22 protein-coding genes are annotated in these 22,280 nt (G+C 70.9%); 12 read left to right on the forward strand and 10 right to left on the reverse strand.

Annotated features, from left to right (window positions below; all coding sequences use genetic code 11):
- The first annotated feature begins 167 nt into the window (after window positions 1–167).
- On the forward strand, window positions 168–1,475 hold the full coding sequence (locus ACIPEP_RS05920) for a DUF4032 domain-containing protein (protein ID WP_092385133.1): 1,308 nt from the start codon (window positions 168–170) through the stop codon (window positions 1,473–1,475).
- Window positions 1,476–1,606: 131 nt separating this feature from the next.
- Here ACIPEP_RS05920 and rlmB read toward each other — a convergent pair whose 3' ends face one another.
- From rlmB to ACIPEP_RS05940, 4 genes are read right to left on the reverse strand one after another with little or no spacing between them, the layout of a single operon-like run.
- The gene (rlmB, locus tag ACIPEP_RS05925) at window positions 1,607–2,617 is read right to left on the reverse strand and encodes a 23S rRNA (guanosine(2251)-2'-O)-methyltransferase RlmB (RefSeq protein WP_070417805.1); all 1,011 of its coding nucleotides are present in this window, start codon (window positions 2,615–2,617) and stop codon (window positions 1,607–1,609) included.
- Window positions 2,618–2,645: 28 nt separating this feature from the next.
- On the reverse strand, window positions 2,646–4,055 hold the full coding sequence (cysS, locus tag ACIPEP_RS05930) for a cysteine--tRNA ligase (protein WP_402716749.1): 1,410 nt from the start codon (window positions 4,053–4,055) through the stop codon (window positions 2,646–2,648).
- A 17-nt stretch (window positions 4,056–4,072) separates the two neighbouring features.
- Window positions 4,073–5,248: a 2-C-methyl-D-erythritol 4-phosphate cytidylyltransferase gene (ispD, locus tag ACIPEP_RS05935; RefSeq protein ID WP_402716750.1), complete on the reverse strand. Its 1,176-nt coding sequence runs from the start codon at window positions 5,246–5,248 to the stop codon at window positions 4,073–4,075.
- Window positions 5,249–5,297: 49 nt separating this feature from the next.
- Entirely contained in the window at window positions 5,298–5,780 is a 483-nt protein-coding gene (locus ACIPEP_RS05940) for a CarD family transcriptional regulator (RefSeq protein ID WP_017888066.1), read from the reverse strand.
- A gap of 158 nt (window positions 5,781–5,938) precedes the next feature.
- Between ACIPEP_RS05940 and ACIPEP_RS05945 the strand changes: the two genes are divergently transcribed.
- Complete coding sequence (locus ACIPEP_RS05945; RefSeq protein ID WP_071295879.1) at window positions 5,939–6,544, forward strand: hypothetical protein; 606 nt, start codon at window positions 5,939–5,941, stop codon at window positions 6,542–6,544.
- 167 nt (window positions 6,545–6,711) lie between these two features.
- Here ACIPEP_RS05945 and ACIPEP_RS05950 read toward each other — a convergent pair whose 3' ends face one another.
- Both ACIPEP_RS05950 and ACIPEP_RS05955 read right to left on the reverse strand, forming a co-directional pair.
- On the reverse strand, window positions 6,712–7,392 hold the full coding sequence (locus tag ACIPEP_RS05950; protein ID WP_022906624.1) for a response regulator transcription factor: 681 nt from the start codon (window positions 7,390–7,392) through the stop codon (window positions 6,712–6,714).
- Window positions 7,389–8,555 (reverse strand): cell wall metabolism sensor histidine kinase WalK, encoded by a 1,167-nt coding sequence (locus ACIPEP_RS05955; RefSeq protein WP_070417801.1) that lies wholly within the window; start codon window positions 8,553–8,555, stop codon window positions 7,389–7,391. The genes ACIPEP_RS05950 and ACIPEP_RS05955 overlap by 4 nt, the downstream gene beginning before the upstream one ends.
- Before the next feature lie 146 nt (window positions 8,556–8,701).
- On the opposite strand from ACIPEP_RS05955, the gene phoU reads away from it, so the two are divergent.
- Entirely contained in the window at window positions 8,702–9,373 is a 672-nt protein-coding gene (gene phoU / locus ACIPEP_RS05960; RefSeq protein WP_070417800.1) for a phosphate signaling complex protein PhoU, read from the forward strand.
- A gap of 49 nt (window positions 9,374–9,422) precedes the next feature.
- Complete coding sequence (locus ACIPEP_RS05965; protein WP_402716751.1) at window positions 9,423–9,971, forward strand: AAA family ATPase; 549 nt, start codon at window positions 9,423–9,425, stop codon at window positions 9,969–9,971.
- Window positions 9,972–10,037: 66 nt separating this feature from the next.
- Here ACIPEP_RS05965 and ACIPEP_RS05970 read toward each other — a convergent pair whose 3' ends face one another.
- On the reverse strand, window positions 10,038–10,784 hold the full coding sequence (locus ACIPEP_RS05970; RefSeq protein WP_070417798.1) for a phosphoglyceromutase: 747 nt from the start codon (window positions 10,782–10,784) through the stop codon (window positions 10,038–10,040).
- Between the two features lie 56 nt (window positions 10,785–10,840).
- Here ACIPEP_RS05970 and ACIPEP_RS05975 point away from each other — a divergent pair, with 56 nt between their 5' ends.
- The gene (locus ACIPEP_RS05975; RefSeq protein WP_402716752.1) at window positions 10,841–11,614 is read left to right on the forward strand and encodes a class I SAM-dependent methyltransferase; all 774 of its coding nucleotides are present in this window, start codon (window positions 10,841–10,843) and stop codon (window positions 11,612–11,614) included.
- Window positions 11,615–11,732: 118 nt separating this feature from the next.
- Here the strand turns inward: ACIPEP_RS05975 and ACIPEP_RS05980 are convergent, their stop codons facing one another.
- From ACIPEP_RS05980 to ACIPEP_RS05990, 3 genes are all read right to left on the reverse strand, one after another.
- Window positions 11,733–12,818, reverse strand: a complete 1,086-nt coding sequence (locus ACIPEP_RS05980; protein WP_402716753.1) for a YgfZ/GcvT domain-containing protein — start codon at window positions 12,816–12,818, stop codon at window positions 11,733–11,735.
- Entirely contained in the window at window positions 12,818–13,420 is a 603-nt protein-coding gene (locus ACIPEP_RS05985; protein WP_071295875.1) for an FABP family protein, read from the reverse strand. Before ACIPEP_RS05985 ends, ACIPEP_RS05980 begins: the two co-directional genes overlap by 1 nt.
- 163 nt (window positions 13,421–13,583) lie before the next feature.
- The gene (locus ACIPEP_RS05990; RefSeq protein ID WP_083403399.1) at window positions 13,584–13,865 is read right to left on the reverse strand and encodes a hypothetical protein; all 282 of its coding nucleotides are present in this window, start codon (window positions 13,863–13,865) and stop codon (window positions 13,584–13,586) included.
- Between the two features lie 127 nt (window positions 13,866–13,992).
- Here ACIPEP_RS05990 and ACIPEP_RS05995 point away from each other — a divergent pair, with 127 nt between their 5' ends.
- The 7 genes from ACIPEP_RS05995 to pstA all read left to right on the forward strand — a co-directional run bounded on the left by ACIPEP_RS05995 (window position 13,993) and on the right by pstA (window position 22,263).
- Entirely contained in the window at window positions 13,993–14,676 is a 684-nt protein-coding gene (locus ACIPEP_RS05995; RefSeq protein WP_022906634.1) for a winged helix-turn-helix domain-containing protein, read from the forward strand.
- Window positions 14,676–15,494 (forward strand): mycothiol synthase, encoded by an 819-nt coding sequence (gene mshD, locus ACIPEP_RS06000; protein WP_402716754.1) that lies wholly within the window; start codon window positions 14,676–14,678, stop codon window positions 15,492–15,494. Before ACIPEP_RS05995 ends, mshD begins: the two co-directional genes overlap by 1 nt.
- 90 nt (window positions 15,495–15,584) lie before the next feature.
- Entirely contained in the window at window positions 15,585–17,750 is a 2,166-nt protein-coding gene (locus tag ACIPEP_RS06005) for an RNA degradosome polyphosphate kinase (protein WP_071295873.1), read from the forward strand.
- Window positions 17,747–18,694, forward strand: a complete 948-nt coding sequence (locus ACIPEP_RS06010) for an NUDIX hydrolase (protein WP_229085269.1) — start codon at window positions 17,747–17,749, stop codon at window positions 18,692–18,694. The genes ACIPEP_RS06005 and ACIPEP_RS06010 overlap by 4 nt, the downstream gene beginning before the upstream one ends.
- Window positions 18,695–18,961: 267 nt before the next feature.
- A complete protein-coding gene (locus tag ACIPEP_RS06015) occupies window positions 18,962–20,071 on the forward strand; it encodes a phosphate ABC transporter substrate-binding protein PstS (RefSeq protein WP_070417791.1) in 1,110 nt (369 codons plus the stop codon).
- Window positions 20,072–20,216: 145 nt separating this feature from the next.
- On the forward strand, window positions 20,217–21,164 hold the full coding sequence (gene pstC / locus ACIPEP_RS06020) for a phosphate ABC transporter permease subunit PstC (RefSeq protein WP_229085268.1): 948 nt from the start codon (window positions 20,217–20,219) through the stop codon (window positions 21,162–21,164).
- 13 nt (window positions 21,165–21,177) lie between these two features.
- Entirely contained in the window at window positions 21,178–22,263 is a 1,086-nt protein-coding gene (gene pstA / locus ACIPEP_RS06025) for a phosphate ABC transporter permease PstA (RefSeq protein WP_092385143.1), read from the forward strand.
- Window positions 22,264–22,280 lie beyond the last annotated feature (17 nt).

Consider the following 22,280-nt stretch of genomic DNA (forward strand, 5'->3'; position numbering starts at 1 on the left):
CGCCCCCCCGCCCCCCCCCCCGGCCCCCCGCGCCCCCCCGGGGGGGGGGGCGGGCCCCCCCCCCCGGCCGGGGGCCGGGGGGGGGGGGGGGGGGCCCCCCCGGGGGGGGGGGGCCCCCGCGCCCCCCCCGCCTCCCGTCCGTCGCACACGTACCAGAGGAACCAACCGTGCCCGACTCGATGTCCATCACCGCCGCAACCGTCGACCCCGGACTCCTCGACCTGCCGTGGGACCTCCCACTGGCGGACTGGCCGGACGAGACGATCGTCGCGCTCCCGAAGGGCATCTCGCGGCACCTCGTGCGGTTCGTGCAGCTCGGCGGGTACGTCGTCGCCGTGAAGGAGACCGGCGAAGAGGTCGCCCGCTCGGAGTACGAGATGCTCCGCACCCTGCAGCGCATGGACGTGCCGTGCGTCGACCCCGTCGCGGTGATCACGAACCGGGTGAGCGCCGACGGCGAGGCCCTGCACCCGGTGCTCGTCACCCGGCACCTGCGCTTCTCGCTGCCGTACCGCGCCCTCTACTCGCAGACACTGCGGCCCGAGACGGCCACACGTCTGGTCGACGCCCTCGCGCTCCTGCTCGTGCGGCTGCACGTCATCGGCTTCTACTGGGGCGACGTCTCGCTCTCGAACACGCTGTTCCGACGTGACGCCGGTGCCTTCGCGGCGTACCTGGTGGACGCGGAGACCGGCAAGCTCTACCCCGGCGGCCTGTCGAACGGGCAGCGGGAGAACGACCTCGAGGTCGCGCGCGTGAACATCGCCGGCGAGCTCCTCGACCTCGAGGCCGGCGGTCGACTCGACGAGAACGCCGACGCCGTGGACGTCTCGAACCGGATCGTCGCGCAGTACCGGACGCTCTGGAAGGAGCTCACCGGCACGGAGCAGTTCGACGTCAAGGAACGCTGGCGCATCAACGACCGCGTCGAACGGCTCAACGCGCTCGGCTTCGACATCGAGGAGCTCTCGATCCACACGACCGAGGGCGGGTCGCAGGTGCGCATCCAGCCGAAGGTCGTCGACGCCGGACACCACCAGCGACGGCTCCTGCGCCTCACCGGGATCGACGCCGGCGAGAACCAGGCGCGGCGGCTCCTCAACGACCTCGACTCGTACCGGGCGCGCAACGGCCGCGACCTGCTCGACGAGGAGATGGTGGCGCACGAGTGGGTGTCGCGGGTGTTCGAGCCGGTGATCCGCTCGATCCCGCGGGACCTGCGCGGGCGGCTCGAGCCGGCCGAGGTGTTCCACGAGCTGCTCGAGCACCGCTGGTTCATGTCGCAGGAAGAAGAGCGTTCGGTGTCGCTCCCCGAGGCGACGACCGCCTACATCAACGACGTGCTCCGGCACCGTCGCGACGAGCGGCTGCTGATCAACCCGCCGACCTCGTCGATGACGCTGCCGATCCCGGTCGTCGACGACGCGGTGCCGGCGTCGCCCGACGACGTCGAGGACTGGCGCGCCGGGGTCTGACGGGCGCGGGCGCCCCGGCGCGCGCCCGCCCGCGCGCCCGCGCGCCCGCGCGCCCGCGCGCCTCGCTTCGTGAGCAGAAATGGTCGCCTCCCGAACCGGGAGGCGACCATTCCTGCTCACGAAGTGTGCGACTACTCGGCGCGACGGCGCCGGGCGACCTCCCACAGGGTGACGCTCGCGGCGATGCCCGCGTTCAGGGACTCCGTCGCGCTCGAGATCGGGATCGACACGATCGCGTCGCAGGTCTCGGTGACGAGGCGCGAGAGGCCCTTGCCCTCGGAACCGACGACGATCACGATCGGACGGTCGGCGAGCTCGAGGCCGTCGAGCTCCACGTCGCCGTCACCGTCGAGGCCGAGGACGAACAGGCCCATCGACTTGAGCGACTTGAGGGTCTGCGTGAGGTTCGGGGCCATCGCGACGGGGGTCCGGGCGGCCGCACCGGCCGAGGTCTTCCACGCGGACGCGGTCACACCGACCGAACGCCGCTGCGGGACGACGACACCGTGGCCGCCGAAGGCTGCGGTCGAGCGGATGATCGCACCGAGGTTGCGCGGGTCGGTGATGCCGTCGAGGGCGACGAGCAGCGGGACCTCGTCCTTGGCGAACGCCCGCTCGACGACGTCCTCGGCCACGGCGTACTCGTACGCCGGGACCTTGAGCGCGACACCCTGGTGCACGCTGTCGTGCCCCGTGATGCGGTCGAGCTCCGGACGCATGATCTCCATGATCGGGACGCCGCGGTGGTTGGCGAGCGCGAGGATCTCCTTGACGCGGTCGTCGACCTCGATGCGGGAGGCGATGTACAGCGTCGTCGAGGGGGTCTTCGTGCGCAGGGCCTCGAGCACCGAGTTGCGGCCGGTGACCAGCTCGGAGTCGTCGGTCTTCCGCTGCGGCGGACGACCGGTGCGCTGCTGCGGCGAGCTCGACGCACCGTGGCGCCCGCGAGCGGCCTCGAAGCGCTCCTTCGCCGCCTTGCGCTTGCCTGCGGGGTGGTACGGACGGTCCTCGGCCTTCGGCGTGGGCTTGCGGCCCTCGAGCGCCTGCGCGCCCTGACCGCCGGAGCCGACCTGCTTGTTGCCCTTGCGACCGGTCCGGACGGCGCCCGGCCGTCCCTTCTTGCTGCCCGAGACGTTCTTCATTGCTCTCTCCTGTCCGGCACTGCCGTTGTCAGGCGATGCTCCAGCGTGTACCTGCTGCGGTGTCCTCGATCGTGATGCCCGCGGATGCGAGGTCGTCGCGCACGCGGTCGGCCGTGGCGAAGTCGCGTGCGGCCCTGGCGTCGGCGCGTTCCTGCACGAGGCGTTCGACGAGTGCTGCGAGCGGTGCGGCCGATGCGTCGTGGCCACCACCCGACCAGTGGGCGGCTCGCGGATCGATGCCGAGCACTTCCACCATCGCAGCCACCTGATGGTACGCGGTTCCGAGCGCTTCCGCATCGTCCGCGTCGAGGGCGGCGTTCCCGGAGCGGACGGTCTCGTGCAGCACGGCGAGGGCCTGGGGCACCGAGAGGTCGTCGTCCATCGCCGCGGCGAAGGCCTCGGGCACCCCCGGGGCATCGGCCAGCCGGACGCCCTCGAGCCGCGGTGCGGCCCGGGTCAGGAAGCCCTCGATCCGGTCGAGCGCCGCCTCGGCCTCGGCCAGGGAGCCGTCGTGGTGGTCGATCGACGAGCGGTAGTGCGCGGCGCCGAGGAAGTACCGGACGACCACGGGACGCGCGGACCCGAGGAAGTCCGCGGCGAAGATCGAGTTGCCGAGCGACTTCGACATCTTCTGCCCGTCGACGGAGACCAGGCCGTTGTGCAGCCAGTAGGAGGCGAACGGGTCCCCGGCCGCCGTGGACTGCGCGAGTTCGTTCTCGTGGTGCGGGAAGCGCAGGTCGAGTCCGCCGCCGTGGATGTCGAACGCCGGGCCGAGGTAGCGCCGGGACATCGCCGAGCACTCGATGTGCCAGCCCGGGCGGCCGGGGCCCCAGGGCGAGTCCCAGTTCGCCGTCGACGGCTCCCCGGCCTTGGCGCCCTTCCAGAGCGCGAAGTCACGGGGGTCGCGCTTGCCGCGGGGATCGGCGTCGGTGGCCTCGACCATGTCCTCGCGCCGCTGCCGGGTGAGCGCCCCGTAGGACGCCCAGCTGCCGGTGTCGAAGTAGACGTCGCCGGAGCCGTCCGCCGCAGCGTAGGCGTGCCCGCGGTCGATGAGCTTGGTGATGATGTCGTGCATCTGCGGCACACTCGCGGTGGCTCGGGGCTCGTACGTCGGGGGCAGGATGCCGAGGGCGTTGTACGCGGCCGTGAACTCGAGCTCGACGCGGTACGCCCGGGCGAACCAGGCCTCGTCGGTGCCGTGCGCGAGGTCGAGCACCTTGTCGTCGATGTCCGTGACGTTCCGCACGAGCGTGACCCGGAGGCCGCGGTGGGTGAGCCAGCGGCGCCAGATGTCGTAGACGAGCGCGGAGCGGAGGTGCCCGATGTGCGGCGACGACTGCACGGTCGGACCGCACACGTACATGCTCACCTGTCCGTCGACCAGCGGGACGAGGTCGACGACGGCAGCGGCGCGGGAGTCGTAGAGGCGAACGGTCACGCGTCCAGCCTAGGACGTCAGACCGGTCGGACGACGGCTGTCGCGATCGCGGCGAGCCCCTCGCCGCGGCCGGTGAACCCGAGACCGTCCGTCGTCGTGCCGGAGACCGCGACCGGGGCCCCGACGACGGCGCCGAGGGCGTCCTGCATCTCGGTCCGACGGGCGCCGATGCGCGGGCGGTTCCCGATGACCTGCACGGTGACGGACACGGGCGCCAGACCGGCGGCGGCCAGCATCGCGACCGCACCCCGGACGAAGACGTCACCCGCCGCCCCGGCGTAGGCGGGGTCCGACGTGCCGAACGTCCCGCCGATGTCGCCGAGCCCGCCCGCCGAGAGCAGGGCGTCGCAGACCGCGTGCGCGACCGCGTCGCCGTCGCTGTGGCCGGAGAGCCCCGCTTCACCGGGGAAGTCGAGCAGCCCGACCCGGCACGGGGATGCCGCGTCGAACGCGTGCACGTCCACCCCGAGGCCGACCCGGGTGTCCACTGGGGTGGCGGCGCGGGCACGCACGATCGACTCGGCACGACCGAGGTCCCACGGGGTGGTGATCTTGAAGGCGTCGGCGTCGCCGGGGACGAACCGCACGGTGCCGCCCGCCGCCTGGAACGCCCCGGCGTCGTCGGTCTCGGCCTGCTGCGACACGGCGTACGCCTGCCGGAGCGCGGCGAGCGGGAAGCCCTGCGGCGTCTGCACCCCGACGAGTGCTGCGCGGTCGACGGTCTCGACGACGACGTCCCCGTCGACGCGCTTGATCGTGTCCGTGACGGGCAGTGCGGGGACGAACCCGGCACCCGCCCCGTCGTGCAGCGAACCGGCGACGGCATCGAACACCCGCTCGAACTGGGCTGGTGGCGTCAGACAGCGCGCCGCGTCGTGCACCAGCACCGCGGTGACGGAGTCCGGCAGCACGGCCAGGCCGGCCTCGACCGAGGCATGGCGATCAGCGCCTCCGGGGACGACGGCCGTGTACGCGACCGCAGCCCCGGCGACGGACGCGACCACCTGTCGGCAGTCGTCGAGGAGCGCCGCCGGCGCGACCACCACGACGAGCATCGGCGACGGCAGGGCGAACAGCGGCTCGAGCGCCCGCGCGAGCATCAGTGTGCCGGCCACCGGGACGAACGCCTTGGCCGTCCCGATGCCGAGCCGCGTGCCGGAACCGGCCGCAACGACGACGACCGCCCTGTCCACCCCGTGGGGGAACAGAACGGTCGAGGACGTGTTCAGTGGTCCGGTGCGCTCAGGAGGCGAGGACCTCGTCGAGGACGGTCGATGCCTTGTCCTCGTCGGTCTTCTCGGCCAGCGCCAGCTCGGAGATCAGGATCTGCCGCGCCTTGGCGAGCATCCGCTTCTCCCCCGCGGACAGGCCGCGGTCCTGGTCGCGGCGCCAGAGGTCGCGGACGACCTCGGACACCTTGATGACGTCACCGGAAGCGAGCTTCTCGAGGTTCGCCTTGTAGCGACGCGACCAGTTCGTGGGCTCTTCGGTGAAGGGGGCACGCAGGACCTCGAACACCTTGTCGAGGCCTTCCTTGCCGATCACGTCACGGACTCCGACCAGGTCGACGTTGTCCGCCGGGACCTCGATCGTGAGGTCACCCTGGGTGACCCGCAGCTTCAGGTAGACCTTTTCCTCACCTTTGATGACGCGCGTCTTGACTTCAGAGATGGTTGCCGCCCCGTGATGGGGGTAGACGACGGTCTCGCCGACCTCGAATTGCATGTATCAGGCTCCGTTCCGAGACACCCAGTTTACCACAAGCGTTGTTCGGGTAAGGGGCGCCTAACAACTGGCACCCCCGCTGATCGGTAGGATGGTGCCGGACCGTCCGGTCCACAATCGTGATCTTCCGGAGGAATCTCTTGCGAGCTCGGGTACTCGTGTCCGTCGCCGTTGCGGCAACCATCGCGCTCGGCGCCACCGGCTGCGAGTTCATGTCGCCCGCACAGACGACGGAGATCAAGCAGATCACCGACGGCGTGAACGTGTCGACCGGCAAGGTGGACATCCGCAACGCGCTCCTCATCGCGGACGACGCCGACGGTGCCCGGTTCGTGGGCACGATCGTGAACAACGCCGAGCGGGACGACATCACCCTCTCGATCGAGGTCGGCGGGGACACCCAGACCGTCACGGTCCCGGCGAACACGCACATCGACCTCGGCGGCGCCGCGGAGCCCTCCGAGCAGGCCACCGCCTCGACGGAAGAGGGCGACGGCACCACGCAGGGCACGGCCGCCGGCGACTCGCGCGAGGTCGTCTTCGACGACGCCGACACCAAGCCCGGCTCGCTGGTCAAGGTCTACTTCTCGTACTCGGGCGCCGAGGGCGTCTCGGCGAGCGTCCCGGTGCTGACCAGCCAGCAGGAGGAGTACGCGACGCTCGCGCCGACCTCCTCGCCGGAGCCCACCAGCGAGATCACCCTCCCGGTCGAGACGCCCGCGGCCACGCCGACGGACGACGCGACGCAGGACGCCGGCAACTAGCAGCAGACGCACGCACAGGAGGCGGGGGGGGGGGGGGGGGGGGGGGGGGGCGGCCGGGGCCCGCCCGCCCCCCCCCCCCCCCCCCCCCCCCCCCCCCGCGGGGGGGGGGCGCCCCCCCCCCCCCCCCCCCCCCCCCCCCCGCCTCCTGTGCGTCAGCCGACCTCGCGTCAGCCCTCGATGCGGTAGCCGAGCCCACGGACCGTCACCAGGATCTCCGGCGCGCTCGGCACGCGCTCGATCTTCGAGCGGATGCGCTTGATGTGCACGTCCAGGGTCTTCGTGTCGCCGAAGTAGTCGGAGCCCCACACCCGGTCGATGAGCTGCCCCCGGGTGAGCACGCGCCCGGCGTTGCGGAGCAGCAGCTCGAGGAGCTCGAACTCCTTGAGCGGCATCGGCGTCTCCGAGCCGTCCACCGCCACGGTGTGCCGCTCGACGTCCATCCGGATGCCACCGACCTGCAGGATCCCGCTGTCCGCGGGGTCGTCCTCGGTCCGGCGACGCAGGACCGCACGGATGCGGGCGAGGAGCTCGCGGGTCGAGTACGGCTTCGTCACGTAGTCGTCCGCGCCGAGCTCCAGCCCGACGACGATGTCCACCTCGGAGTCCTTCGCGGTGAGCATGATGATCGGGATGTTCGAGCGGGTCCGGATCTGTCGGCAGACCTCGGTGCCGGAGAGTCCCGGCAGCATCAGGTCGAGCAGCACCAGGTCGGGGTTCTCCGCGTCGAACTTCGACAGCGCGGTCACGCCGTCCGCAGCGACGGAGGTGTCGTACCCCTCGCGCTGCAGCAGGAACTCCAGGGGCTCGCTCAGGGCCGGCTCGTCGTCGACGATGAGGATCTTGGTCACGATGGCTGCTCTTCCAGTTGCTCTTCGAGTGCTGTGGTCAGTTCTGGGTCCGCCTCGGGCAGGCGGATGGTGAAGGTCGAGCCCTTGCCGGGCTGCGACCAGACGCGCACGTCCCCGCCGTGGTTGCCGACGACGTGCTTCACGATGGCGAGGCCGAGGCCGGTGCCGCCCGTGGCACGCGACCGGGCGGGGTCGACGCGGTAGAACCGCTCGAACACCCGGTCGAGGTCGGCCTCGGGGATGCCGACGCCCTGGTCGGTCACCGCGATCTCGACGAAGCCCTTCGCGGACCGGACGCCCACGCCGACGCGGGTGTTGTCCGGGGAGTACTTGACCGCGTTGGCGATGAGGTTCGACACGGCGATCTGCAGCAGGGCGGGGTCGCCCATCACCCGCAGCTTCGACTTCTTCGCCCGCACGAGTTCGATGTCCCGGGCGCGGGCGACGATCTCGTTCGCGTCGACGGCGGCCTGCACGATGCGGTCGATCGACGTCTCCTCGCTGTTCTCCAGCGTGTCGACGGACTGCAACCGCGAGAGTTCGATGATGTCCTTCGTCAGGGCGGCCAGCCGCTCCGACTCGGTGACGAGCTGCGCGGCGAACTTCCGCACGTGCTGGGGTTCGTCCGCGGCGGCGACGAGGGTCTCGGAGAGCAGGCCGATCGCGCCGATCGGGGTCTTCAACTCGTGCGAGATGTTCGCGACGAAGTCCCGCCGGACCTCGTCGATGCGCCGGGTCTCGGTCAGGTCGTCGGCCGTGACGAGCACGTACCGGTTGCCGAGCTGCGCGGCGCGGAAGCTCAGGTAGCCGATCTGGTCGCTGCCCCGGCCACGGGGCAGCTCGAGGTCCTCGGCGCCCATCTCCCCGCTCTTGCGCACGCGGTCGACGAGGTCGACGAGCTCGCGGTGCACGAGCTTCCGCCGCACCACCAGCCCGACCGTCAGCGCCTGTGGCGAGGCAGCGACGACCGTGTTCGAGGGGTCGACCACCACGGCCGGGTTGTGCATCGTGGCGATGACCGCGGCGACACCGTCGGGCAGGGTGCGTTCCGCCACGTCGGCAGCACGAGCCGTGCGCTCGGCGGTGATGATCAGCACCACGACGCCTGCTCCGAACACCCCGCCGAGGAGCATCGACAGTGGCACGAGCCACGCGTTGTCCATGCCGTCAGTGTAGGGATGGTCATGCGGGGTTCCGGTACCGTTCACCGTCTGCGGAAGGCCGGATCGCGAAGCGTTCAACCGCACGTCACCGTTCGTTCACCTGACGTGACGACACTCGACCGGTACGCAGAGAGAGGTACTCCCCCATGCGCGAAGTCTTCCAGCAGGAACTCCAGGACGTCCAGGAGCGACTGACCGAGATCGCCGGGCTCGTCGAGTCCGCCATCACCCGAGCCACGCAGTCGTTCAGCGAGTCCGACGTGTCCCTCGCCGAGGAGGTGATCGCCGACGACGTCAAGATCGACGAGGCGGCGAACAGCCTCGACGAGATCGCGATCGACATCCTCGCGCGTCAGGCCCCCGTCGCCCGCGACCTCCGCGTCGTGGTCACGGCCCTGCGCGTCAGCTCGTCGCTCGAGCGCATGGGCGACATGGCCGAGCACATCGCCCAGCTCACCCGGCAGCGCTTCCCCGAGAAGGTCGTGCCGAAGGGCCTCCGCGGCACCTTCAAGAAGATGGGCCAGCTCGACGTCGCGATGGCGCAGAAGCTCACGCGGCTGCTCGCCACCGAGGACATCGCCCTCGCCGGGGAGATCCGCGACGAGGACGACGCCATCGACGAGCTGCACGCGAGCGTGTTCGACTTCGTGCTCGGCGAGACCTGGAAGGGTGCGCCGATCGACACGGTGGACGCGACCCTGGCATCGCGCTACCACGAGCGCTTCGCGGACCACGCGGTCTCGATCGCCAAGAAGGTCGAGTACCTGGCGACGGGTGACTGGGCCGGCGCGTCCTCGGTGACGGTGTCGCCCGCCTGACCCGACGCTGCGTTCCGTTCGGCTCGCTGGGTTCTGACAGGATCGAGGCATGGCCCAGGTCGCGATCATCGTCAACGGCATGCCCGGTTCCGGCAAGAGCACCATCGGTGCCGCCCTCGCCGAGGTGCTCGGCTGCCCGTTCCTGTCGAAGGACCGGATCAAGGAGCCCCTCGCCGACCTCGTCGGCCCGATGATCGCGTCGCGTCCGCTCGGCGGCATCGCGATGGACACCATGTGGTCGATGGCGCACGCCGTCGAGAACGGGGTCGTCCTCGACGCCGTCTGGCTGCCGTCGCGGGACCGCGGACTCCTGGAGGCGCGGCTCGCCTCCGCCGGGTCGCCGCGCGCTGTCGAGGTGTGGTGCGACACGGACCGGGCCACCGCCGAGGAGCGGCTGCGCGACCGGTACGACCCGGGCACCGTGCCGGTGCGCCACGAGGTGCACGGGGACCTGGCCGACGTGCTCGCGTTCTGGGACGAGCACGGCGACGCCGCCCAGCCGGTCGGCCTGCCGGGCGTCCCGGTGGTCCGCGTCGACACGACGAAGCCGTACGACGTCGGCGCCCTGGTGCAGGAGATCGCCTCCCACTTCGTGTGAACGCGCAGAACGCGCAGAACGCCCCGCCCGGTCAGTCCGGGCGGGGCGTTCGTGTGTGCAGTGCTGCTACTTCTTGGCGCCCTGGGCGGCCACGGCGGCGGCTCCGGCCGCGGCGGCCTCGGGGTCGAGGTAGTACGCCGGCTTCGTCGGACGGAAGTCGTCGTCGAGCTCGTACACCAGCGGGATGCCGGTCGGGATGTTCAGGCCGGCGATGTCCTCGTCGGAGATGCCGTCGAGGTGCTTCACGAGCGCCCGGAGCGAGTTGCCGTGCGCCGTGACGAGGACGGTCTTGCCCGCACCGAGGTCCTTCGTGATGTCGGACTCCCAGTAGGGCAGCAGGCGGTCGATCACGAGCTTGAGCGATTCGGTGCGGGGCAGCTGGTCGCCGAGGTCGGCGTAGCGGCGGTCCCCGAACTGCGACCACTCGGCGTCGTCGGCGATGGGGGGCGGCGGCACGTCGAACGACCGGCGCCACTCCATGAACTGCTGCTCGCCGTACTGCTCGAGCGTCTGGGCCTTGTCCTTGCCCTGCAGGTCGCCGTAGTGGCGCTCGTTGAGGCGCCAGTCGCGCTTCACCGGCAGCCACGCCAGGTCGGCCTGGAGCAGCGCGATGTCGGCCGTCTGGATCGCACGGGTGAGGAGCGAGGTGTACAGGACGTCGGGGACGATGCCGGACTCGGCGATGAGGTCGCCGGCGCGCTTCGCCTCCTTCTCGCCCAGCTCGCTGAGCCGGACGTCGACCCAACCGGTGAACAGGTTCTTCTGGTTCCAGTCACTGTTGCCGTGACGGAGCAGGACGAGCGTGGAGGTCATGCCCCGAGTCTACCGAGCGCCGTGCAGCCGGTCCCCGGGCCCGTACCCTGGTCGGCATGCCCATCGGGAACGTGACGCGCGGGACGACCGGGTACAACCGGCTCCGCCGCGTCGACCGGTGGATCGCCACGCTGCCGGCCCTCCGTCGGAGCGCCGACCCGCTCGTCGCCGACGTCGGGTACGGGGCCTCGCCGACGACGACGCTCGAACTCCGGGACCGCCTGGCCGCCGTCCGCCCCGACGTCGAGGTCACCGGCATCGAGATCGAGCCGGCCCGGGTGGCCCTCGCGAACGCCGGCACGCGGGACGGGGTGACGTTCCGGCTCGGCGGGTTCGAGACACCGACACCGGGGAACCGCCGGCCCGCCGTGATCCGCGCCTTCAACGTGCTGCGGCAGTACGACGAGTCCGCGTTGGCGGAGTCCTGGCGGATCATGCAGGACCGCCTGCAACCGGGCGGCGCGCTCGTCGAGGGGACCTGCAACGAGGTCGGGCGGGTGGCCTCGTGGGTGACGCTCGACGACGTCGCGCCACGCACCTTCACGGTGTCGCTCCGGCTGGCGGGGCTCGACGTCCCCTCGGTCGTGGCCGAACGGCTGCCGAAGGCCCTCATCCACCGGAACGTTCCCGGCGAGCGGGTGCACGCGTTCCTCGGCGACCTCGACCTGGCGTGGGCGGTCGCGGCACCGCTCGGCACGTACGGCCCCCGGCAGCGGTGGATCGCGACGGTCCGGGGCATGCGGGACCGGGGGTGGCCGGTGCTGCACGGGGTGACGCGGTGGCGGCTCGGCGAGCTCAGCGTCCCGTGGGCCGCGGTGGCCCCGGCCTGACCGGCGCCGCGGGACCCCGAGACTCGGCCGGGCGGACAGTTTCGTGGCCCTGATGGCGCGAACGTGTCCGCGGAGCCGAGACTCGGGGCCGGGGGCCGGGGGCGGGCGCCTGGGCGGGCTAGGAGCGGCGGACGGCGCCGAGGCGCGGCAGGCGCGGGACGTCGGCGGTGGCGCCGGCGCCCGGCGGCACGATGACCTCTTGCGTGGCGGACACGACCACGTCGTCGGCGCTGAGCGTCAGCGTGGCGGCAGGGTCGAGGGAACGCTTCACGACCGCGAGCCCGATCGGCCCGAGCTCGTGGTGGATGCCCGACGCCGTCAGACGCCCGACCTCCTTCTCGCCGGACACGACCGGCGTCCCCGGAGCCGGCAGCACGCCGTCCGACCCGTCGAGGTGCAGCATGACGACCCGGCGCGGCGGGTGTCCGAGGTTGTGGACCTTGGCCACGGTCTCCTGCCCCCGGTAGCAGCCCTTCGACAGGTGCACGGCGGACCGGAGCCAGTCGAGCTCGTGCGGGATCGTGCGCTCGTCGACGTCGGACAGCGAGGGGCGCCAGGCGGCGATGCGCAGGGCCTCGTACGCGAGGAGACCCGCGACGGGTTCGTCCGACGCGGCGATCGCGCTCGCGGTGCCGGGGGTGACCACGGCGATGCGGAGGGTCCAGTCGGATGCGGGGTGCGCCTCCTGGTCGGCGTAGCCCCACCCGCCGGGCGTGACGGACGCCCACGGGTCGACCCACTCGGCGACCGGGGTCTCGGGCAGGTCGGTCGACGCGAACGGCGCGGACTCGCCGAACCAGCCGATCGTCGCGAAGTCCGCCGAACGGTCGGCGACCTCGACGCGCAGCATGAACCGCATCGAGTCGAGCCAGGCAGCGAGCGGTGCCGCGTCCGCGGGCTCGGTCAGCAGCCACGCCACCGACCCGTCGTCGACGACGCGCGCCGCGTGCTCGACCCGACCGGACTGGTCGAGCACGAGCGTCTCGGTGCTCACGCCGGCGGCGAGCCCGGTGAGCAGCTGCGAGGTGATCGAGTTGAGCCACGACAGACGGTCCGGGCCGGTGACGGTGACGACACCGAGGCCGAGTTCGACGACGGCACGGCCGCGGGCGAGCAGACGCTGCTCGCCGAGCGGGTTGCCGAAGTGCGCGGCGGGGCCGGAGTCCGCCGCCACGAAGCCAGCGCGGCCGGCGAACGCGGACATCAGTCGACCTTCGCGAGCTGCCCCGAGGCGTGCGAGGTCAGCTCCTTGCCGAGCGCGGCGATGTCCCACGCCCAGAAGAGCTTGCCCTCGACCAGGCCGTAGAGCCGGGTGGCCGCGGAGTAGTCCTTGGCGTTCGGCGAACGCATCACGGCGTCGGTCGCGAGGTCGATGCGGCCCTTGCGGACCCGCCCGACGTAGAGCTCGTTGACGCCGGTGGGGTGGATGATCGCCGCTTCGACGTCGAAGCCGTCCGTGGTGTTCCGCAGCGCCTCGACGCTCTCGACGGTGCCGAACGGCGTCGGCCCCTCGCCGAGGAGCATCGCCGGGCCGCGGTCACCGGGCTCGGACGGACGGTCGATCCGCCAGTAGCCCATCTCGGCCGCGAGCGGGGTGTGCTCGTCGTCGAGCAGCCACGTCGTGGAGGAGTAGTTGAGGTAGGGCAGACCGTCGTGGCTGAAGCTCACGCGCTGGCCGAACTCGTACTTCCGGGGTTCGTCCTCGTCACCGACGGGGTACTCGACCACGCCGGTGCCCTCCCAGACGCCGACGAGCCACGACAGCGGGACGAGTTCGGGCGCGAGGCCCTCCGGCAGTTCGATCAACGCTGACCCTTGAACAGCTTCACGACGACGGTCACCGAGACGAACGCGATCGCGAGCGACGCGAGGCCGAGCAGGCCCACGTAGAAGAGCTCGAGCGCAAGCAGCGAATCCATGGCTGGAGTCTACGCGTCACGCCTGACGGCGCCAGGCGGACGGCGGCGCGTCAACGCACCAGCAGGACCACCGCGGTGACGAGCACGACGACGAACGCCCCCGACGACGCGATGCTGATCCGCTCGACCAGCCCGTCCTTCGTCGCGGTGATGAGCTGGAGCACGAAGCTGACCAGCACGCAGAGCACGAACACGAGGAGCAGCCACGCGAACGAGTCCTTGTCGGTGAGGGTGAGGACGAGCACGGCGCCGACGACCGCGAGCAGCCAGACCGGCAGCACGGACGTCAGCCGGAGGCGGCGCTGGTCGGTGGGCTGCACAGGCTCGGTCACGCGCCCCATCATGACAGGGCCGCGTGCCGAAGGTGCCCGGAACGCGTCCCCGACCGTCCGGCCGGGAGGGATGCTTCCCGAGCATCACTAGGATGTGTGCACGACTCCCCCACGCCCTGGAGGTCCTGTGGCCCAGCTCCTGGTACTCACCTCAGCCGCGCCCGGCGACGTCCTGCCGAGCCTCGGACTGCTGAGCCACCGGATCCGCCACGTCCCCGCCGAGGCCGCACAGCTGGTCAACGCCCCGCAGAGCGACCTCATGTTCGTGGACGCCCGGACGGACCTCGCGAGCGCCAAGGCCCTGTGCAAGATCCTCGCGACGAGCGGCTCGACGACGCCGATCATCCTGGTCGTCACCGAGGGCGGTCTGACCGCGGTCAACAGCGAGTGGAACGTCGACGACGTCGTGCTCGAGACCGCCGGCCCGGCCGAGGTCGACGCCCGCATCCGGCTCACGGCCGGTCGCGCGTCGAAGAACCAGACCGGGTCGAAGATCCAGGCGTCCGGTGTCGTCATCGACGAGGCCAGCTACTCGGCGAAGGTCCGCGGTCGGCCGCTCGACCTCACCTTCAAGGAGTTCGAGCTCCTCCGCTTCTTCGCCACGCACCCGTCGCGGGTCTTCACCCGCGAGCAGCTCCTCAGCGAGGTGTGGGGCTACGACTACTTCGGCGGCACCCGCACGGTCGACGTGCACGTGCGGCGCCTCCGCGCGAAGCTCGGCGACCTCGAGTCCCTCATCGGGACGGTCCGCAACGTCGGGTACCGCTTCAACGTCTACGACGACGAGGCCGACCGGCTCGCGGGCCAGTAGTGGTCGACCTGTCGCGCTTCGTCGTCCCGGACGAAGCACCGCCGTTCTCCGACCAGACCCTGGTCGACGTTCGTGCCGGCCGCGCGACCGTGCTCGGCGACGAGCGCGGGGTCGCGGTGGTCCGTGACGGCGAGCTGGAACTCGTGGTCGCCCAGGAGGCGCGGGGCCACGGTCTCGGCACCGCCCTGGCCCGGCAGGCGCTCGCCCCGGGCGGCGGGGCCGCTCCCGTGGACGGGCCGGCCCCTCGGCTCGCGTGGGCGCACGGGGACCACCCCGCTGCCCGAGCACTCGCGGCGCGCTTCGGCTGGACGGCGGTCCGCACGCTCCTGCAGCTCCGCGCCCCGATCGCGTCCGTCGCCCCCGACCCCGCGGTGCCGGCCGGCTGGTCCCTGTCGTCGTTCCGGACGGGCGACCCCGCCGACGAGGCCGACTGGCTGGCGCTCAACGCCGCCGCGTTCGCGCACCACCCGGAACAGGGCCGGATGACGCTCGACGACCTGCGCGCCCGCGAGGCCGACGACTGGTTCTCCGGCGACGACCTGCTCCTGCTCCGCGACGACTCCGGGCACCTCGCCGGGTCGTGCTGGCTCAAGGTCGAGGGCGACACCGGCGAGTTCTACGCCGTGGCCGTCCGACCCGACCTGCAGGGCCGGGGACTCGGCGGCGTCCTGATGCGCGCGGGGACGGCACGCCTGACCGGCCGGGGCCTCTCCGCCGCGGCGCTCTACGTCGAGGGGGACAACGCCCCGGCGCTGGCCCTGTACCGCCGATCCGGGTTCGAGCAGCACGCGATCGACGTCCAGTACGCGGCCGGCTGACGCTCCTCCACACGGCGTCGTTCACCGCCCGTTTCCACAGCGTCCACGTGCGGCCCTCCTGGCGCAGGGGGCGGGTGGCAGGATGTGGGCATGGACACCGAACCGCAGCTCGACGGCGACTCCGTCGCACCGGACCTCGACGACTTCGACGAGGTCGTCGAGATCGAGCACGAGTCGCTGCCCACCGACCGCTACTTCGACCGTGAACTCAGCTGGCTCCGGTTCAACCAGCGCGTGCTCGAACTCGGCGAGGACCGCACGCAGCCGCTCCTCGAACGGGCGAACTTCCTGGCGATCTTCGCGTCCAACCTCGACGAGTTCTTCATGGTCCGGGTCGCCGGCCTGAAGCGCCGCATCGACACCGGCATCGCCGTGCCGACCAACGTCGGTCGCGCACCGAGCGACGTGCTGCGCGACATCGCGACGAAGGCGCACGAGCTGCAGGACCGCCACGCGCAGGCGTTCATCGGGTCGCTCAAGCCGGACCTCGACGCCGCAGGCATCCACATCGAGCACTGGTCCGACCTCGACGAGGCCGACCGGCTCCGGATGCGCGAGTACTTCAACGAGCAGATCTTCCCGGTGCTCATGCCGCTCGCGGTCGACCCGGCGCACCCCTTCCCGTACATCTCCGGGTTGTCGCTCAACCTCGCGGTGCGCGTGCGCAACCCGAAGTCGCAGCGGCAGGAGTTCGCCCGCCTCAAGGTCCCGCAGAACTTCTCGCGGTTCATCAAGCTGCCGGACGACGACTCCGGGCTGCTCCGCTTCATCCCGCTCGAAGACCTCATCGCGAACCACCTCGACGACCTCTTCCCGGGGATGGAGGTCCTCGAGCACCACGTGTTCCGGGTCACCCGCAACGAGGACGTCGAGATCGAGGAGGACGAGGCCGAGAACCTCATCCAGGCCCTCGAGCGCGAGCTGCTCCGTCGTCGGTTCGGGCCGCCCATCCGTCTCGAGATCACCGAGGACATGGACCCGGTGACGCTCGACCTGCTCGTGCGCGAACTCGACATCACCGAGCAGGAGGTGTTCCGCCTGCCGTCGCCGCTCGACCTCGGCGGCCTGTTCGAGATCGCCAAGATCGGCCGCCCGGACCTGCACTACCCGAAGCACGTGCCGACGACCCCGGTGCAGTTCCAGCCGGGCGAACCGAACACGAAGCCGGACCTCTTCCGCGCGATCGCGGCGAAGGACGTCCTCGTGCACCACCCGTACGAGTCCTTCGCGACCAGTGTGCAGGCGTTCCTCGAGCAGGCCGCGGCCGACCCGAACGTGCTCGCGATCAAGCAGACGCTCTACCGCACCTCGGGCGACAGCCCCATCGTCGAGGCGCTCATCGACGCCGCGGCCGCGGGCAAGCAGGTGCTCGCACTCGTCGAGATCAAGGCGCGCTTCGACGAGCAGAACAACATCACGTGGGCCCGCAAGCTCGAGAAGGCCGGCGTGCACGTGGTCTACGGCCTGGTCGGGCTGAAGACGCACTCGAAGCTCGTGCTCGTCATCCGGCAGGAGGGCGGCACGCTCAAGCACTACAGCCACATCGGGACGGGCAACTACAACCCGAAGACCTCGCGCATCTACGAGGACATGGGGCTCTTCACGTCGGACGACACCGTGGGCAAGGACCTCACGCGCCTGTTCAACGAGCTGTCGGGCTACGCGATCGAGAAGAAGTTCAAGCGCCTGCTCGTCGCGCCGCTGCACCTGCGGAAGGGTCTGCTCAAGCGCATCACGACCGAGGCGGACAACGCCCGTGCCGGCAAGCCCTCGGGGATCCGCATCAAGGTCAACTCGATGGTGGACGAGCAGATCATCGACGCGCTGTACCTGGCGAGCCAGGCCGGTGTGCCGATCGACGTCTGGGTCCGCGGCATCTGCTCGCTCAAGCCCGGCATGGAAGGCGTCAGCGACACCATCCGGGTGCGCAGCGTGGTCGGCCGGTACCTCGAGCACTCGCGGGCGTTCGCGTTCCACAACGACGGCGACCCGGCCGTGTTCATCGGCTCGGCGGACATGATGCACCGCAACCTCGACCGCCGCGTCGAGGCGCTCGTGCGCCTGTCCGACCCCGGCCACGTGAACGAGGTCCACGAGATGTTCGACCTCGCCATGGCGGACACGACGAGCTCGTGGCACCTCGAGTCGGACGGCGAGTGGACGCGCCACTCGACGGACGAGGACGGCCGACCGCTCGATGACGTGCAGAATGTCCTCATGCGGAAGATCTCGGCGCGGAAGCGCTCCACTCGGTGAGCGGCGGCTCCTCAGGGCCGGTCGTCGCTGCAGGTGCCGTCGTCTGGCGTGAACAGGACGGCGTCCCGCTCGTGCTGCTCATCCACCGCGACCACCACAAGGACGTCTCGTTCCCGAAGGGCAAGGTCGACCCGGGCGAGAGCGTCCCGACGACCGCCGTGCGCGAGATCGACGAGGAGACCGGCTACCGCGTGCACCTCGGCGCTCCGCTGGGCACCGCCGAGTACGTCCTGCCGAGCGGCCGCGACAAGGTGGTGCACTACTGGTCCGCCCGCGTCCCCGCGAAGGAGTACGAGCGCGCCGGCAAGTTCCGCCCGAACGACGAGGTCGCCTCGGTCGAGTGGGTCACGCTCGACGACGCCCGGCACCGACTGACGTACGAGCGCGACGTCGCGATCCTCGACCGGTTCGCCGACCGCGTCGCCGCCGGGGAACACCGCACCTTCGCCCTCATCGCCCTCCGGCACGCCAAGACGGTCCCCGGCTCGGAGTGGAACGGACCGGACGCCACCCGTCCGCTCCTGCCCGTCGGCCGGTCGCAGGCGAAGTCGGTCGCGTCGCCGGTGGCCGCCTTCGGTCCGAAGAAGATCGTCAGCAGCACCGCGGCCCGGTGCCTCGCGACGGTCGAACCGCTCTCCGACCGGACGCACCTCGGGGTCTCGAGCACGCCGGACATCAGCCAGGACGCCCACGACCGAGGTGCCGCCGACGTCAAGGGCGTCGTGCAGAAGCGCCTCGACAAGGCGAAGACGACGGTCCTGTGCTCGCACGGGCCCGTGCTGCCGGACATCATCGCCCGCATCGCGACCGCGACGGCCGACGAGTCCGGCCGGTTCGACCTCCGTCGTGCCGCGATGCTCTCGGTCGGCGACTTCTCGGTGCTGCACATCGCCGACGGCAGGCTCGTGGCCGTCGAGACGCACCGCAACCCCGTCTCGGCCTAGGCCGAGCGCCCGGGCCGAGCCGCGCCTCCAGGCCCCTGCGGTGTGCATGCGCACGCATGCGCCCGCGCACGGCGCAGCGTTCCCGATCCTGCACCCGTGCGTGCTCCGACGCACGGCGCCCCGTCCAGGACAACCCCTCGTTCACCTCCCGTTCACCAGGGCGGGTGATCCCCGTCACCTCGCGTCCCTACAGTCGCTCCCGGGTCAGCACCGGCCCACGGGACCAGCAGCGGTCCCACCTGCACTGACATTCCCGAAGGGACCCCTGTGAACATCAAGCGAATCGGCACGGTCGCGGCAATCGCGATCGCCGGCGCGGTCGTGCTCTCCTCGTGCGCGGCGAACGAGGACGCGGGCAACACGCCCTCGTCCAGCTCGAGCTCCGGCACCGACTACTCGAAGCTCTCGGGCACGCTGACCGGCTCGGGTTCGTCCGCCCAGCAGACGGCCGAGGCCACCTGGGCCGCTGGTTTCCAGAACGTCGCCTCCGGTGTGACGGTCAACTACTCGCCCGACGGTTCGGGCGCCGGCCGCAAGAACTTCATCTCGGGTGCCGCCGACTTCGCCGGCTCCGACGCCGCGCTGAAGGACGAGGAGCTCGCGGGCTCGTTCGCCCTGTGCGCCGCGGACTCGAAGGCCATCGACATCCCGGTCTACATCTCCCCGATCGCCATCGCCTACAAGGTCGACGGCGTCAAGGACCTCACGCTCGACGCGAAGACCATCGCGGGCATCTTCTCGGGCAAGATCACGAAGTGGAACGACTCGCAGATCGCCGACCTGAACAAGGACGCGACCCTGCCGGACGCGAACATCACGGTCGTGCACCGCTCCGACGACTCGGGTACCACGCAGAACTTCTCCGAGTACGTCGCGGCGAACGCCAAGGACGTCTGGACCGAGGCCCCCAGCCAGACCTTCCCGTACCAGGTCGGCGACAGCGCGAAGGGCACCTCGGGTGTGGCCTCGGCCATGGCCAGCGCCTCGAACGCCATCACCTACATCGACGACTCCGGCGCCGGTGACCTCGACAAGGCGAAGCTCATGGTCGGCGACAAGGCCACCGAGATCTCCGCCGAGGGTGCTGCCAAGGTCGTCGCGGACTCCGAGACGGTCTCCGGCCGCGCGGACAACGACCTCGCGATCGACATCAACCGCACCGACACGGCCGAGAACGCCTGGCCGCTGGTGCTCGTCTCCTACGCGATCGCCTGCCAGGAGTACAAGGACGCCGACAAGGGCAAGCTCGTGAAGGGCTACCTCGACTACGTCGTCTCGAAGGACGCGCAGGACGCCGCCGCGAAGGAGGCCAAGTCGGCCGCCCTCTCGACCGACCTCGCCGAGAAGGCCGCGAAGGCCGTCGCCTCCATCAAGTAAGACACCCTGAGCGCCCGGACGCCGTTCCCACCCACCTGACCGGCGTCCGGGCCCTCGCCGGTCCGCTCCACGCTCCGAGCGGACCGCGCACCACCGGACACCCCCGACCCGTCGCCTCCCCCGGCGTTCCTCCGACAGGAGTCCCATGACGTCCGCACCGGCCCAGCCAGTGGCCCCCGTCACCCCCAAGCCGAAGCCCGTCGTCCGCATCGGCGACCGCGTCTTCTCCGCCGCGTCGGTCATCGCCGGCGGACTCATCCTCTTCGTGCTGGTGCTCGTCGCCGCCTTCCTGGTCTGGCAGAGCATCCCGGCGTTCTCCGCGAAGGTCGGCGAGCTGCCGAACAGCGCCACGAACTTCTGGGACTACGTCGGCCCCCTCGTCTTCGGCACCGTCTGGTCCGCGCTCATCGCGCTCGTGATCGCCGTGCCGCTCTCGCTCGGGATCGCGCTCTTCATCTCGCATTACGCCCCGCGCCGGATCTCGCCGGTGCTCGGCTACGTGATCGACCTGCTGGCCGCGGTGCCGTCGGTCGTCTACGGCCTCTGGGGCATCGTGGTGCTGGCACAGTTCGTGAAGCCGTTCTACGTCTTCCTGAACACCTACTTCGGCTGGATCCCGCTGTTCTCCGGGCAGGTTTCCGGCACGGGTCGCACGATCCTGACCGCATCGATCGTCCTCGCCGTCATGGCGATCCCGATCATGACCGCGGTCATGCGCGAGATCTTCCTGCAGGCACCGCGCCTCAACGAGGAAGCGGCCCTGGCCCTCGGCGCGACCCGGTGGGAGATGATCCGCCTGTCGGTCCTGCCGTTCGCCAAGTCCGGCATCGTGTCCGCGATCATGCTCGGCCTCGGTCGTGCGCTCGGCGAGACGATGGCGATCGCGCTGGTGCTGTCGGTGTCGACGAACGTCACCTTCCAGATGCTCACGTCGCTGAACCCCTCGACGATCGCGGCGAACATCGCCCTGCAGTTCGCCGAGGCGTCCGGCACGGCCCTGAACGCGCTCATCGCGTCGGGTCTGATCCTCTTCGTCATCACCCTGGTCATCAACATGCTCGCGCGGTACATCGTCCGCAAGCGAGTGAGCTGAGAGGTACGACCCGATGTCCCTCGCCATCCGTCAGTCCGGCGTCGCCGGCAACGTCTACGCCAACGGCAAGCTGCACAAGTCCGTGCCGTGGCTGCTCCTCGTCGGCTCCTGGGTCGCGCTGATCCTCGTCTTCGCCCTGCTCAACGCCGGCGGCGCGGTCAAGGACTTCAACGTCGTCGCGGCGCTCTTCCTCGGCACCGTCCTGTTCGACGTCCTCATCGTGGTCGTCTCGCGGATCGTCGAGGGTGGTCGCAAGGCCGTCGACCGGCTCATCACCTCGCTCGTCGTCACGGCGTTCGTGATCGCGGTCCTGCCGCTCGTCTCCCTGCTCTACACGGTGCTGGCGGACGGCCTCGCCCGCTTCGACGTCGAGTTCTTCTCGTACTCGATGCGCGGCGTCATCTCCGAGGGCGGCGGCGCGCTGCACGCCCTCATCGGCACGCTCGAGATCACGCTGTTCGCGGCCCTGATCTCGGTGCCGATCGGGCTGCTCACGTCGATCTACCTCGTCGAGTACGGCACGGGCGCCCTCGCCAAGGGCATCACGTTCTTCGTCGACGTCATGACGGGCATCCCGTCCATCGTCGCCGGCCTCTTCGCGTACTCGCTCTTCGCGCTGTTCCTCGGCCCGGGAGCCCGCTTCGGCCTCGTCGGCTCGGTGGCGCTGTCGGTGCTGATGATCCCGATCGTCGTGCGCTCCACCGAAGAGGTCCTGAAGATCGTGCCGATGGAGCTCCGCGAGGCCTCGTACGCCCTCGGCGTCCCGAAGTACCTCACGATCCTCAAGGTCGTGCTCCCCACGTCGCTCGCCGGCATCACCACCGGCGTCATGCTCTCGATCGCCCGCGTCATCGGCGAGACCGCCCCCCTGCTGGTCACCGCCGGGTTCACCGCGAGCATGAACTACGACCTGTTCAAGAACCCGATGATGACCCTGCCGGTGTTCGCGTACACGCAGTACTCGCAGCAGGGCGCCAACCCGGTGCCGTTCGTCGACCGGGCCTGGACGGCAGCGCTCCTGCTCATCCTCATCGTGATGCTGCTGAACCTGCTCGCCCGCTTCATCACCCGCCTCTTCGCCCCCAAGCTCTCGCGCTGACGCGCGGATCCACCCAC

The organism is Curtobacterium sp. NPDC087082 (genome assembly GCF_044745045.1).
Lineage (GTDB): Bacteria > Actinomycetota > Actinomycetes > Actinomycetales > Microbacteriaceae > Curtobacterium.